Source organism: Streptomyces sp. NPDC050263, assembly GCF_040655955.1.
In the GTDB taxonomy this organism is placed as follows: Bacteria; Actinomycetota; Actinomycetes; order Streptomycetales; family Streptomycetaceae; genus Streptomyces.
The window spans coordinates 16053-30246 of sequence record NZ_JBFAKW010000039.1; the positions used below are offsets into that span (position 1 = coordinate 16053).

Below are 14194 nucleotides of genomic sequence, written 5' to 3' on the forward strand. Positions count from 1 at the left end.
GCCACCGAGGGCGCCCGGGCCGCCCGGCACGGGGTACGGCCCTGGGCCCCACCGCGTTCAACGGCCTCGCTCGGGACGGCGGAGGCGGATGACGTCCGCGCCCGAGGGAGTCACCTCCCTCGGGCGTCCCGCCGGCGGGGAGAGTCCGGCCCGGTCACGCTTGCGGGGCGGGCACCGGGAAGATCATGCAACTGCTGGTGGCGTGGGCGAGCAGGCGGTCCGTCGCATCGAACAACTGGGCCTGGGCGAGGGCGGTTCGACGGCTCCCGCTGACAACCGTGCCGACGGCCCGCACCGTGCCCGTGTCCACGGTGATCCGCCGCAGGAACTTCACGGTCAGGTCGAGCGAGGTGTACGCCATGCCCTGCGGGAGGGTGGACTGGACGGCGCAGCCCGCCGCCGAGTCGAGCAGGGTCGCGAAGATACCGCCGTGCACACTGCCGATCGGGTTGTAGTGCTCCTCCCCCGGCGTCAGGGAGAAGACGACTCTGCCGGGCTCCACCTCGTCCACGGTCATGTCGACGGTGGCGCTGATGGGCGGCCCCGGCAGCCTCCCCTGCTGCATCGCGCGCAGGAAGTCGAGGCCGGCCATGCTCCCGGCGGCCTCCGCGAGGATCTCGGGATCCTCCCATTGATACGTGCGTGTCCGGCCCACGGCCCAGCACCTTTCCTCTGACTTTTTCGAGCGAAGCTAGCCTCCGACGCATCTGACTGTCAATGACGAAGCCAGGCCCTTACGATGACGGGATGGAGTGGCTTGAGGCGAGCACGGAGAACTGCCCCGTCCAGCGCACACTCGACGTGGTCGGAGAGAAATGGACGTTGCTGATCCTGCGCGACGCCGTCAACGGAGTCCGCCGCTTCGACGACTTCCGCCGCCACATCGGCCTGTCGGAGGCCGTCCTCAGCGACCGTCTCCGAAAGCTGACCTCGGCCGGCATCCTCAAGACCGCGCCCTACCAGGAACCCGGCAGCCGCGTCCGTAACGAGTACCGCCTGACCCGTAAGGGCTGGGACCTGTGGCCGGTCCTGATGGCCCTGACCCAGTGGGGCGAGACGTACGCCCTCGACCCCGAGGGCCCCGTGCTGGACATCCGGCACACCGACTGCGACGCCCCGGTCCGCGTCGTCGTGGAGTGCTCGGCCGAGCACTCCGCCCTCACCCCCCGGGAGGTCACGGCCCGACCGGGACCGGGGACCGGCCGCAGGCCGGGAGCATGACATCACGGACGCCAGGCCACGGACCGGGGTGGGCGGGGGCTCGGGTATCGGTCCCACGGGTGAAGGGAAAGATCCCGTGGTGCGCCATGCCGAGGAGCACAAGCAGGCGACTCGGCAGCGGACCATCGAGCGGGCCGGCCGGCGCTTCAAGCCGGACGGGATCGTCGCCCGTCCGCCCCCCGAGGATCCGCAGTCCGCTCGCGGCGGGGCCATCGGGCTCTTCACCGTGCCGGTCGGCACGCTGCGACTGTCGCGCAACCTCCTCGACCGAGAGTTCGCCGACGATGTCCTCGACCGGGGAACGGCGAACACCCTCGCCTTCCTGCGCCCCCAGCCGTACCGACAGGTCGGTCGACGGCACATGTGACGTCGGTCGAGCCGGGCCCGTCGGTGTGCGCGGTGATCAGTGTCGATCTGTTCCGCGCTGCTTCCGTCCCAAGCCTTGACCCGCTGGGCGAGGCGGCGCAGTCTCCCGTAATGCGCATTAACTAATACGCATTAACGACACGCGTCGGCGGGAGAGAAGTCACTGTGGAACCCAGGAAGCGGCCCGGCCGGACGCCCGCGCCGGCCGGACGAACGGCACGGCCGCGGCAGGCCGAGGTGGCCCGGCTCGCGGGGGTGTCCCAGGCGACCGTGTCCCTGGTGCTCTCCCCGAAGCCCGACGGCAAGGGGCACAGCATCTCCGAGGAGACCCGGCAGCGGGTCCTGGAGGCGGCCCGCAGCCTGGGCTACGTGCCCGACCCGGCCGCCCGGCGGCTGGCCGCCGCCCGCAACAACCTCCTCGGCGTTTTCAGCTTCACCGCCACGTTCCCCACCGATGTGCAGCACTCGTACTACCCCTTCCTGGTCGGCGTGGAGCGCGAGGCGGCGGCGCTCGGCTACGACCTGGTGCTGTTCACCGGGTCGAGCACCGGCGGCGCGGGGGCCGCGGGTCCCGACGCCCTGAGCCGGGTCCGGCTCGCCGACGGCTGTCTGTTCATCGGCCGGCACACACCCCGCGCGGAGCTCAAGCGGCTGGTCGAGGACGGCTTCCCGGTCGTGCACCTGGGCCGCCGCGACGAGTTGGAGGGCGTCGCATGGGTGGGCGCGGACTATGTCGAGGCCACCCGTGACGTCGTGGGTCATCTGGCCGGGTTGGGACATCGGCGGATCGTCCTCGTCCGGGAGGACGACGACGCGCCCGCCTCGGCGGACCGTCAGCGTGGCTTCCTGGAGGGTCTGGAGGCGGCAGGTCTGCCCTCAGGACCCGCGACTGTCTTCCGGTCCGCCGATCCGCCGCGGGACCTCACTCCCGAACGGCTGCGCGCCTGGGCCGACGAAGGGGTGACGGCCTTCGTCGCGGAGGAGACCGACACCGGGGCTGCCTGGCGAGGCCTGCTCGCCGCCGTGCGCGGGGCAGGCCTCGACTGCCCCGCAGAGGTGTCCCTCGCCCTGCTGGGCAGCCCGCCCTCCGATCTGGCGAGCGAGCCCGCACCGACCGGATTCGACATCCCCAGGCCTCAGTTGGGCGCAGCGGCGGTACGTCTGCTGGCCGCGCTCGTCGCGGGCGAGGAGGCACGGGAGCCGCTCGTCGGCTGTGTCTTCCGCCCGGGCCCGACGACCGGCCCGCACCCCCTTCGCACCTGATCCGCCCGCATGTCCGGCCGCATGTCCGGCCGCATGTCCGGCCGCATGTCCGGCCGCAAGGAGAAGCGTGATAGCCGAAGCAGACATCCTCGTCGTGGGCGGCGGCCTCGGTGGCGTGGCAGCCGCGCTCGCCGCCTGCCGGGCGGGACGCAGCGTCGTGCTCACCGAGGAGACGGACTGGGTCGGCGGCCAGCTCACCAGCCAGGCCGTACCGCCCGACGAGCACCCGTGGGTGGAGCGGTTCGGCACGACCGCCTCCTATCGGCGGCTCCGCGAGGAGATCAGGCGTCACTACCGCCACTGGTACCCACTGCGGGCCGAGGCCCTGGCGCTCACCGATCTCAACCCGGGAGCGGGCCGCGTCAGCAAGCTCTGCCATGAACCGAGGGTCGCTCTCGCCGTCCTGGAGAGCATGCTCGCACCCCACCGGTCGGCCGGCCGGCTGACGGTGCTCACCGAGCACCGGCCGATCTCCGCCCAGTCCGACAACGATGTCGTACGGGCGGTGACCCTGAAGGATCTGCGCGACGGGACCCTTCGCACTCTCTCGGCGCGTTACGTCCTGGACGCCACGGAGACGGGCGAGCTCCTGCATCTCGCGGGGGTCGAGCATGCGAACGGGGCCGAGGCCCGCGCCGAGTTCGACGAGCCGCACGCCCCGGACGAGGCCCAGCCCCACAACCAGCAGGGCATCACGGTCTGCTTCGCGCTCTCCCACCACCAAGGCGAGGACCACACGATCGACCGCCCGGAGGACTTCGACTTCTGGCGCGCCTACCAGCCCGCGTTCTGGCCCGGCCCGCTGCTCGGCTTCGAGGCGCCCGACCCGCGCACGCTGGAGCCGGTGGCACGGACCTTCGTACCGAATCCCGATCTCGACCCGCTCGGCGTCTGCGCCGACCAGAGCGCCGATGCCGGCGACAAGGAGCTGTGGGGCTTCCGCCGTGTCCTCGCCCGCAAGCTGCACGTGCCGGGCGCCTTCGACTCCGACATCACCCTCGTCAACTGGCCGCTCAACGACTACTGGCTCAAGCCGTACGTCGGCCAGGAGGCCGAAGCGCTGCGCGAGGCACGGCAGTTGTCGCTGTCGCTGCTGTACTGGCTGCAGACCGAGGCGCCGCGCCCGGACGGCGGCACCGGCTTCCCCGGCCTGCGAATCCGCCCGGACGTGACCGGCACGGCGGACGGTCTGGCCAAGGCGGCGTACGTCCGCGAGTCCCGCCGCGTCAAGGCCGTCACCACGGTCACCGAGCACGATGTGGCGATCGACCTGGTCGGCCCGTACGGCGGCACGCGCCACCGCGACTCGGTGGGCGTCGGCAGCTACCGCATCGATCTGCATCCCTCGACCGGCGGCGACAACTACGTCGACATCGGCTCGGTGCCCTTCGAGATCCCCCTCGGGGCGCTGGTGCCGCGGCGGGTCCGGAACCTGCTGCCCGCGGGCAAGAACATCGGCACCACCCACATCACCAACAGTCGGTGTCCTCGGCGCCCGGGAGGTGATCAGGCGCGGGGCCTGCGTCGAGGGCACGACCCGCCGGTCGAGCGCCGCCGTGAGGTCGCGAGCATCAGTTGCCGCCTCCCTCGCAGGGCTACACCGTGCACTCCACGAGTTCCCTCCACAGCTCGAGTTTGGGCGCCTCCGCCTTGTAGGAGTTGCCCGAGCGGCCGTGCTCGGGATGCAGCGCCCTGTACTGCGTCACCAGCGATCCCGCTGCCTCAAGCGTGCGGCGGGGCAGGTCGCCCTCGATGGCCCGATCCCAGGGGTAGGACGACTCTGCGTGCAGCGCCGACAGGGGCAGCGAGCGGCAGGCCTTCCAGCAGATGAGTTCCGGCGCGTACTCGATCAGGTGGCCGTGGCCCTGCCGGGACTTCTTCGGCACCTTGTCCAGCGCCGAGCGGGCCGTTCGCCATGCCTCGACAGCGCGCATCACGCCCACGGGGCTCATCCGCCCGTGGAAAAGGCTCCGGTACACCCCGGAGTTACGGTCACTCCACAGAGATTCCTGCCCTGCCGGGGTGGCGGCCAGGTGCGCCGCGACCGGGTGCGGATCGTCCGACACACAAGCCAGGGCGGATGTCACATCGGCCATGGAGAAACGCATTCCGTGAGGTCCCGCGGTCACGCCCCGGCGGGGATCGAAGTCGCCCTTCTCCCAGTCGGCATCCATCAGGCGGACGATGTTCGCACACCGGATCAAGCGATCCTGAGCCGTCGACGCGTTGACGCAGCGATCCGCGAAGTCCTGGGTGCGACGGGCTCGGGCCCGCTCATCGCCGCAACGGATCTCCAGACGGACGACGGCCCGCCGCAAGTGCTCGAGCGGCAGGCGGTCCCTCAGATCGGCGATGACCCTGAGCCGCTGGAGGCCGTCGATGCACTCGAGTCCGACGACGAAGAGGGTGTCGGCGAACGGCCGCGGACCGGGCCGGACCTCAACTGCCGCCGCGCCCAGCACGATCTGCCCCACGGCGCCGAAGTCCTCGGGCCGTTCCTCGAGCATCCGGGCCAGTTCCACGTTGGCCTCGGTCTCTCCGAGATAGCCGCGTTTGGCCGAGAGTCGGCGCGGCGCATCGACGGAGGCAGCGAGTGCGTCGAGGTCGGCCGCGGTGACATCCACGGCCCAACCACGGGTGAGCTGGGCGACTTGCAGGGGTCGAAGGCTGAAAGCCGGGTCAGCTACGAGCAGGCGTTCGACGGGCGAGTAGATCGTGTGCACGACTGCTCAACGCATGAGTTCGCTGAGCGTGACGGCCCACGGCCGAGTAGTTGCGGTGTTCCGGGGGCCCGCCCCGGGCATCTTCGGTACGGTCGCCCTCCGCTCCACACAGGGGGGTGGAAGGGGGAGTGCGCATGCGGACTGCGGTGCGGATATGGGTGGTCGCGGGCGGGAGCCTCGTCCTGGCGGCCTGGACCGCGGCGGCCTTGCTGAGCAGGGCATCGGTTCTGGTCGTCGTCCTGCCGTCGGTGGCGGCGCTCTGGCTGCTGCTCCTCCTCGACAGCGGATATCTGATCGGTCGGCAGTGGGCACACCGTCGCCGGCGCCGGGTCGGACAGCCACGGCGTGAGGCATGGACCCCCGCTCCGGAGACACGCCGTCCGATCGACTACCCGAACGTCCTCCCCCGCCCGCCGGGCGACACCCCGGTGGACCGGCAGGGGCGGTTCCGGGCGACCGGGATCCGTCTCGCCGCTCTGCCCGCGCTCGCGGTGATGTGTCTGACCGTCCAAACCGTGTTCCTGGAGCAGGGCGGGGACCTGGGCCTCGGCTTCGTCCTTGCCGAGTGCCTGCTTCTGGTCTCCATGGTCTGGACGGTGTGGACCAGTCAGGAGCCGTCCCAGCCATGGGTCACCAGCCGGGTCAGGGCAGAACTCTTCCGCCGTGAGATGTTCCTCCTCCTCGCGTCGGTCGGCCCCTATCTCGGGCGGACCGAAGAGGAAGCCGGGCAGGTCCGCGATGCCCGGCTGAGCCTGCTCACCGCCGCGGGCCCCGCCGAACTGGGCACGTTCGCCCGCCTGTGCGACCGGGCTTCGGACGGCACGGAGCGGCACTGGCAGGACGCGGTCTGGCAGTACCGGGAAGAGGGCGTGCCCCCCGCCGACGCCGAGACCGCGGAGCGGATGCGCACCTATCTCGACCACCGCGTCAGGCGGCAGAGTCTGTTCTTCGAACTGGCCGCCGGTACCTGCGAACGTACCGAGGACGGGCTCGGCAGGACGGCCAAGGGCGCGGTCCTGGCGGCGGTCGCCGTCGCCGTCGCCTACGCCGTTCTCCTCCACGCGGGCCGGGGCGAGGACGGGCCGTCGGGGACCTCGGCCGTCATCGCCCTGCTCGCCGCGAGTCTCCCGCCCCTGTGCAACATGGCCCTGGCGGTACAGAACCTGTTCGCTTCGCAGCGACTGGCCGCGTCGTACCGGGAGGCCCGCCAGGAGCTGCTCGGGCACGAGAACACGCTGCGCCGTCTGCTCGCCGAACCGGCCGGCGCGGAATCCGCCGCCTCGTTCCGTTCGCTGGTCGTCCGGGTCGAGTCGACCCTCACCGAAGAACTCCGCCGCTGGCGCATCATCGTCGCCAAGACCGAATTCGAGGCGGGTTTGTGAGACTTGCCCGCACTGTCGCTGACGATGGATCACAATCTGCTCTGTGGGGGACGTGTTCATCAGTCACAGCGCCCGGGGCGACGCGTTCGCCGTGGCCGTTCTCGAGAAGATCGAGGAGGGTCTCCGGGGAAGGGGCCACACCCCGCTCGTGGACCAGTCGGGCATCGAACCGGGCGACGAGTGGCGGCCCGAGCTCATCGACTGGCTCGCCCGCTGCGACGCCGCAGTCGTCCTGATCAACACGGCGGCCCTGCGCTCCGACTGGGTGCGGCGCGAGGTCAACATCCTCATCTGGCGCAAAGCGCTCGGCGCGCCCCTGCTCGTCGTCCCCGTCCTGCTGGACGGCCTCACGACCGGAGCCGTGAAGAAGGCGGGCCTGGAGGAACTCCGGCCGATCCAGTTCGCGCGTACCGCACAAGGCGCCGAGCCGGATGCGAAGAACCTCGCCGACCAGGTCCTGGGACGTTTCGCCGAGCTGCCCGGGGCGGCCACCGGAAACGACCCGATGAGTCTCTGGCTCGGGCAGCTGGCCCTCTATCTGTCCGAGGCCCGCAAGCAGCCGAGTCTGCTCATCGACGCCGCGCGCGAACTCAACGTCGAGCAGGGCTCCCTCCCGCAGGTCACCGCCCCACAGGGCGGCTGTCTCTTCCTCGCCCACCAGTTCCTCGTGGCCCCTCCCGAACGGATGGAGAAGGCCCTGCACATCCTTGCCCCGTCCCTTCAGGACCAGACCATCCGTCGGCTGACGGGGGCGCTGACCGCCACATGGGTCGACGAGGAAGCCGCCTGCGGTGTGCTCCCGGCCCCCGAGAAGCCGCCGCAGGCGATGACCCTCCTGCTCAACGCCTTTGCGCACGGCACAGCCGAGCAGTACATACGCCGCGCCACGTGCAGTGCCACCCATGGCTTCGAGACGAAGTCGATCGGCAGCCTGCCCACAGGCGAGGACCGGGTCGGAGAGCGGTTCCGCACCTGGGAGGACGCGGTGTGGAAGGAGTTCTTCGACGCCGACACCATGGAGGAGAGGATGTTCCCGAACGACCTCTCCACCCGGACCCACTACCTCGTCATCAACGAATTCCGCCCGCCCGACGCCGAATTCGCCGAAGCCGTCAACCTGCTCCACCGCGCCTTCTCCTGGCTGATCGTCCTGGTGACCACCGGCAGCACGACACCCGACGAGCAGGTCCAGAACGCCTTCAGCAACGCGGTTCTGCTGGAGCCCCCGCTCACCGCGGAGGTCGAGAAGACGGCGAAGCTCCGCAGCAGACGCCTCAGAGAACTGCCCGACCGCCTCGCCGGCACGTACTAGGAGCTCTCGTGACCCGATTCGTCTCCCCCGGGCCAGATCCGCGCGACGGCACGATCTACGACCTGTCGCGGGAACTCCAGCTCGCGATCGACGTCGCGCTGGCCACCGACCGGCCGCTGCTGCTGAGCGGAGAGCCGGGATCGGGCAAGTCCTCCTTGGCACCGTTCTACGCACGCGAAAACCACCTGCGGTACTACGAGCACGTCGTCACCTCCCGGACCCAGGCCACGGACCTGCTGTGGACGTTCGACAGTGTGCGCAGGCTGGGGGACGCCCAGGTGCACCGCGGCCGGCTGAACGACGGCGCCTACGTCAACCCCGGTGTCCTGTGGTGGTCACTCGCCCCCGAGTCCGCCCGCACCCGTGGGGGCCTGCTCCCGGACGTGCACCGGCGTGATCCGCTGGACCGGTTCCATCAGGAACGCTGGACGACGCGTGCGGTCGTCCTCATCGACGAGATCGACAAGGCCGACCCGGACGTCCCGAACAGTCTGCTCGTACCGCTGGGCTCGCAGGAGTTCACCATCGCCGAGACCGGAACGCCCGTCCGGCGCGAGTCAGGTGTCGACGCCCCACTGATCGTCATCACCACCAACGGGGAGCGGCAGCTGCCGCAGGCGTTCCTGCGACGCTGTGTCACGTTCACCCTGCCCGGCCCCACTCGCGAGAGCCTGCTGCGGATCGCAAGGCTGCATCTGGGACACGAGGTCGTGCCCCTGGACGACGAGACGCTCGATCTCGTCGCCGCCCTCGCCGATGAGCTCATCGAGGTGAGGGAGAGCGGGAATCTCGGACGGGAGCGGCTGCCCAGTACCGCCGAGTACCTGGACGCCCTGCGCGCCTGCCTCGCGCTGACCGTCCGTCCAGGACACCCGCAGTGGCCCCTCGTCCGCAGCCTGACCCTGGCCAAGTCCCCCCAGCAGGAGGGGTGAGGCGATGCGTTCGCAAGTATGGGTCGGCGACGCCGTCCGCGCCCTGGCGCTCGCGCGGACCGAGAGCGAGCAGGCACAGGTGCTGGAGATGCTGGGGTTCGCCCCCGGCGTCGTGCTGCCCGCCGATCGTGGCGCCCCGTTCCCCGGCCCCGTCGGTCCGCAGGCTTCGGCCGAAGCCCCGCACCGGCAGCAGGATCCGGAACCCGAGCACGACCTCCCGCCGAGACTCCCTGCCGAAGACCGGGAACCGGGCGTCGACGCGGCCGACGAACTGCCGTTGCTCCGTCCGGTCCGGGTCGAGGCCGTGCCCACGCCGGGTGAGACGGTGGAACCACTCGCGAGGCCGGCGTCCGAGCGGGCCCCGCTCCCGCATCTGCCGCTGCTCGTTCCCGCCTGGACCAGCGCTATCGTCAGGTCCCTGATCTCCCGGCGGGTGCCCGAGGGCACCGTGGACATCCCGTCGCTCATCGACACGCTCGCCCATGGCCGCCCGGTCGGGCGGCTACCCCGCATGCCCGTGCCCACGATGCGGTACGGAGTCCAGGTTCTGGTCGACCGAGGTGCCGGGATGCAGCCCTTCCGGCGCGACCAGAATCAACTCCTCGAACGTGTATGCGCCGTGGTCGGCCCGCATCTGGTCGAGGTGGGCTACTTCTCGGGTGTCCCCCAGCGCGGTACCGGGCCCGGCGCCCGGTGGACGCGCACCGCCTACACTCCCCCCGAGTCGGGCAGGCCCGTCCTGCTGCTGTCGGACCTCGGTCTGGGCGGACCGCCGGACGACCCCGCGCGCGGCACACGGGAGGACTGGGAGCACTTCGTCGGTCTTGTCACCCGGGCAGGATGCGGTGTCGTCGCGCTGTGCCCCTACCCGCCGGGGCGGTGGCCTCGATGGATGACGGGCTTGCTGCCGCTGTTCAGCTGGGACCGCACGACCACCGCGGGCCGGGCCTCGGTGAGGCTGCCGTGACCGGACTGCCACGAGAACCGTCGCGAGAGCTGCCGCAGGCGCCACCGCCCGGTGCGATGGAACTGGCCACGGTGCTGAGCATCGCCACCCGCATCGAGCCCGAGCTGATCCGCGCGGTCAGGCTGCGGCTGCTGCCTCATCTGGACGTCGGCGCCGAAGCCGATCTCTGGTTCTGCGACTGGGTGGGCGCCCGCACACCGGAGGCGATCGCGCTGCTCCCGGACTGCCTGCCCTTTCTGCGTGCGGGTCTCGTGGACCGGCTGGAGAGCGAACCGCGGCTCGGCGAGGTCATGGACATCGTCACCGAGCTCCACCGCGGACTGTCGCCCGCACTGCTTCTGGAGGAGCAGGTCACGTGGGACAGCCTCAGCGGTGATGTCGAAGGCGCGACCCGGAACCTCAACCGTGCCCTGCACTCCCTGGTCCGGGAGAACCGGTCCGGTCTGGCGGGCTGGTTCGCCGAAGCGGCGCGGCGGCTGCCCTCCGAGGCCCTGTCCACCGCCACCGCGTGGAGCCTCGCCAACGCGGCCCGCCCGCACGTTCCGTCCCTCGGCCCCGGTGCTGTTCCCGAACTCACCCTCACCACAGTGTCGTCCATCGCCGCGGTCGTCGGGCAAGCCCCGCTCGGCGTCCTGCGCGAAGGGAGGGCGCTGCTGCTGGGGAAGGTCCGGGGCAGGGACGCAGCGGCCGTCCTCGTCCCCGACACCTCTCCGCGGGTGGTCGAGGTCACCTCGGGCGCCACGGTGCGCACCGCACGGGTCGACGCGGCCGAGGTAGTCCGCCTCGATGTGGGAACCGGGCCGGTCGAGCTGCGCACCGGTGCGGGTCACGTGTACGTCATCGACGCACCGGCCCCGGCCACGCCACCGTCGGCGGTGACTCCGTACGAGACGCTGATCGAGCTGGTCGGGCCCGGGGTGGAGCCGGAGCTCGTGGCGCGGCTGGCCCAGGCGATCCGGGAACTGCTCGACGAGTCCCGCCGTGCGGACGACCCCGAAGCCCTCCGCAAGGCCCTCGCACTCACCGAGCGGGTGCTCGACGCCGGATACGACCCGCGGGACTTCCCCGGCCTCGGCTGCGAGGCCGCGGAAACGCTCTGTCTCCACGGACTTCGCCTCGGCTCGACGGAGTCGCTCGAACGAGCCGTCCGCGTCGCCGAGCGCATGACCGATGTCCCGTTTTCGGAGCTGAGCACGCGGGCCGGCGCCGTTCTCGGCGCCGCCCAGCGCGAACTCTTCTGCCACACAGGGGACATCTCCCAGCTGCACAGGGCGCTGGGCATTCTCGTGTCCAAGTCGGACCGACCGCTGGGCGGCCCGGCCGCAGGCGGGCGGCTCATCTCGGAACTTCTGCGCACCTATGTCGTCGCCCATGAGAACCAGCCGCGTGCCAACGATCTGGGTCGGGCTCTGGAACTCACGGATTCGGTGGTCGCAACCTCCGTCGACCAGCAGGGCTTCGCGCTGCCGCGCGCCCGGCTCCTCCTCGCCCGCTACGAGACGACAGGAGACCCGGCCGATCTCGACCGGGCCGAGCGCTTGGCGGAGCTCGCCGCGACGGCCCAGGAGCCTCGATCCGTACAGGCCGAGTGGGCCGGCGTGCTCGCCTCGGTGCACATGGCCCGCTTCTGGTGGGACGGCTCTGAGGGCGCTCTCCACGCGGCGCTGAGGCAGTCCCGTTCGGCCGTCAAGCTCAGCCCTGACTCCGACAAGCTGCTCCGTGCCCGGCTGCGGCACGCGCTGAGCGACGTCCTGCGGGTACGGTCCGCCGTACTGTCGGAGGCGGCGGATCTCGACGAGGCGATCGCCCTCGCCGAACAGGCGGCCCAGTCCCTTCCCGTGAGGTCCGTCTGGAGGATGGCGGCGCTCACCGGCCTGAGCCGATGCCTGCTCGACAGTTTCCGCCGGACCGGGGCTGTGTCCGCACTCGACAGCGCCGTCGAAGCCACCCGGGACGTCGTCTCCCGCTCGCGGCATGCCCCGGAGCTGCCCTACCAGTACACCGCGCTCGTCCAGCAAGGCGAATGCCTCGTCCTGAGATACCGGGAGACCGGGGACAGCCAGTCGCTGCGGCAGGCCATCCAGAACTTCAGGGCGACCAAGGCGGATCCCTTCGCCCTCAGCCCGGCGAACCAGGCCGCCCGGACCGCCGTCTACGCCTCCGCCCTGCTCGAACTGCACGCGCTCGACTCGTCACCCACGCAGACGGATCTCAGCAGTGCCCTGGAGGAGTTGCACTCACTGCTGCCGCACGACGACCTCGACCGTCAAGACGCCGATTCGGAGGCGGTGTCCGTCGTCCTGGCCCGCGCCGCGTTCCTCTCTCGCCCGCCGCGTTCCTCGGCCACGTCCCTGCATCAAGCGGCCGGCAGAGCCCGAGACGTCGTCTTCAGCCGGGTTGCCCTGCCGCTCCAGCGTCTCCGAGCAGGACTCCTCTGGGGAAGCCTGGCGATGCGCCTCGGCCGGTGGGAGGACGTCGTGCAGAGCCACGCGGCCGTCACCCGCCATGTTCCACTGGTGCTGCTGACCTCCGGCCGTGAGCAGGCGGACATCATGGGGGCATGGGAGGAGCGGAGCAGGGAGGCCGCCGCCTACGCGATCGAGGTGGGGGCACCGGAACGCGCGCTCGAATTCATCGAACAGCGCAGTGTCCTGCTGTCGGCCTGGCATCAGGGCTCCCGCGCGGAGGTGGACAGGCTCAGGGCAGCCGCGCCCGGTCTCGACGCGGAACTGCGCCGGCTGTGGGCGTTCCTCCATCTCACTCCCAAGCCGATCGCATCGCGGATGCACCGGCGACAAGACCCGGTTCAAGCCCGGCTGGACGAGCTCGTCGAAGCGATGCGCGCCATTCCCGGGTTCGAGAGCTTCCTCGCCCCCGAACCCGCCGACCGGTTGGCGGTCGCTGCGAGCGAAGGTCCCGTCGTCGTGCTCAGCGCCGCCGCCCGCCGCTGCGACGCGCTGCTCGTGACCCGCCAGGGGGTGTCGGCGCTCCCGCTGCGCGAGGTCGGCCTGGCCGACCTGACGGACCAGGCCGGCAGATACCGGGACGCGATGGGCAGCGGCCCCGTGCCGCTGGACGGCCAGGTGGTCTGGTCCGTACTCGACTGGCTGCGCGAAAGCACGGTGGGGCCGGTCCTCTCCCATCTCGGGCTGACCCACCGCACCGACCGGGACGTTCCGACCCCCGCCACAGGGAATGTGGGGCCCGACAGAGACCCGTCCGACGTACTGCCACGCGTGTGGTGGTGTCCCACCGGCCCGTTCACGAGGCTGCCCCTCCACCTGGCGGGACAGCCACGGAACATCGCCATGGACTACGCGGTTCACTCCTACACCTCCAGCCTTCAGGCGCTGACGACCGCACGACATCGCGAGAGACACCCGGGCCGAAAGGACGACCAGCGCATCCTCATGGTCCTCGCAGACGACCTGCCGAACGGAACGAGGGAGATCGCCGGAATCCACCGGCTTGTCCCGCAGGCCAGCATCCTGCGGGGCGCGCAGGCCACGGGCGCGAACGTCACCGCGCGTCTCGCCGACCATCCCTTCTTCCACTTCGTCGGCCGCACTCGTCTCCAAGACGGCGTCCCCCAGCTGCGGTTCAGTGCCGATGACGGCCTCGGGGAGCAGCGTCTTGCGCTGCGTTCCGGCACCGCCGGAGCATTGGCCTATCTCTCGATCCGCGAGACGGACGGCGGTGATCGGGACTTCGAAAGCGATGGCTGGACCGTGGCCGGCAGCTTCCAGGCCGCCGGCTTCAACCACGTGATCGGGCTGCCGGGATGGGGGGCGGACGCGGCCGCCGCGGATCTCGCGGAGATCGTGTACACCCTGCTTCTGGCCCCCGACGGACTGGTTCGCCCGGAGCGTTCGGCTCACGCACTGCATCGCGCCGTGCGGGCGGCGATCGCGGATTCCTCCGACCAAGGACTCGCCTTGGCGACGGTCGTGCACCTGGGCCCTTGATCCTCCGGCTGCTTTCTTGTCGTGTCCTCGCGACGGCGGCGGTGTATCACCTGTGCCGGGTGA

At 71.0% G+C, this 14194-nt stretch carries 10 protein-coding genes and 1 pseudogene; 9 read left to right on the forward strand and 2 right to left on the reverse strand.

Annotated features, from left to right (window positions below):
* Nucleotides 1-154: 154 nt before the first annotated feature.
* Nucleotides 155-655, reverse strand: coding sequence for a PaaI family thioesterase (locus AB0J04_RS19430; RefSeq protein ID WP_363169710.1), 501 nt, complete (start codon nucleotides 653-655; stop codon nucleotides 155-157).
* Between the two features lie 92 nt (nucleotides 656-747).
* Between AB0J04_RS19430 and AB0J04_RS19435 the strand changes: the two genes are divergently transcribed.
* The 4 genes and pseudogenes from AB0J04_RS19435 to AB0J04_RS19450 all read left to right on the forward strand — a co-directional run.
* Complete coding sequence (locus tag AB0J04_RS19435) at nucleotides 748-1221, forward strand: helix-turn-helix domain-containing protein (protein WP_363169711.1); 474 nt, start codon at nucleotides 748-750, stop codon at nucleotides 1219-1221.
* Nucleotides 1222-1297: 76 nt separating this feature from the next.
* Nucleotides 1298-1588 (forward strand): hypothetical protein, encoded by a 291-nt coding sequence (locus tag AB0J04_RS19440; RefSeq protein ID WP_363169712.1) that lies wholly within the window; start codon nucleotides 1298-1300, stop codon nucleotides 1586-1588.
* 164 nt (nucleotides 1589-1752) lie between these two features.
* Nucleotides 1753-2850: a LacI family DNA-binding transcriptional regulator gene (locus tag AB0J04_RS19445; protein WP_363169713.1), complete on the forward strand. Its 1098-nt coding sequence runs from the start codon at nucleotides 1753-1755 to the stop codon at nucleotides 2848-2850.
* Nucleotides 2851-2917: 67 nt separating this feature from the next.
* A pseudogene (locus AB0J04_RS19450) lies at nucleotides 2918-4327 on the forward strand (FAD-dependent oxidoreductase); the annotation flags it as partial.
* Nucleotides 4328-4445: 118 nt separating this feature from the next.
* Here AB0J04_RS19450 and AB0J04_RS19455 read toward each other — a convergent pair.
* Complete coding sequence (locus tag AB0J04_RS19455) at nucleotides 4446-5573, reverse strand: hypothetical protein (RefSeq protein WP_363169714.1); 1128 nt, start codon at nucleotides 5571-5573, stop codon at nucleotides 4446-4448.
* Nucleotides 5574-5707: 134 nt separating this feature from the next.
* Between AB0J04_RS19455 and AB0J04_RS19460 the strand changes: the two genes are divergently transcribed.
* From AB0J04_RS19460 to AB0J04_RS19480, 5 genes are read left to right on the forward strand one after another with little or no spacing between them, the layout of a single operon-like run.
* Nucleotides 5708-6955, forward strand: coding sequence for a hypothetical protein (locus tag AB0J04_RS19460; protein WP_363169715.1), 1248 nt, complete (start codon nucleotides 5708-5710; stop codon nucleotides 6953-6955).
* Between the two features lie 43 nt (nucleotides 6956-6998).
* The gene (locus AB0J04_RS19465; protein WP_363169716.1) at nucleotides 6999-8267 is read left to right on the forward strand and encodes a toll/interleukin-1 receptor domain-containing protein; all 1269 of its coding nucleotides are present in this window, start codon (nucleotides 6999-7001) and stop codon (nucleotides 8265-8267) included.
* Between the two features lie 8 nt (nucleotides 8268-8275).
* On the forward strand, nucleotides 8276-9199 hold the full coding sequence (locus tag AB0J04_RS19470) for a MoxR family ATPase (RefSeq protein ID WP_363169717.1): 924 nt from the start codon (nucleotides 8276-8278) through the stop codon (nucleotides 9197-9199).
* A 4-nt stretch (nucleotides 9200-9203) separates the two neighbouring features.
* Nucleotides 9204-10166 carry a hypothetical protein gene (locus AB0J04_RS19475; protein WP_363169718.1) on the forward strand — a complete coding sequence of 321 codons (963 nt, stop codon included), beginning with the start codon at nucleotides 9204-9206 and terminating at the stop codon, nucleotides 10164-10166.
* A 56-nt stretch (nucleotides 10167-10222) separates the two neighbouring features.
* Complete coding sequence (locus tag AB0J04_RS19480; RefSeq protein WP_363169720.1) at nucleotides 10223-14131, forward strand: hypothetical protein; 3909 nt, start codon at nucleotides 10223-10225, stop codon at nucleotides 14129-14131.
* Nucleotides 14132-14194: the final 63 nt, after the last annotated feature.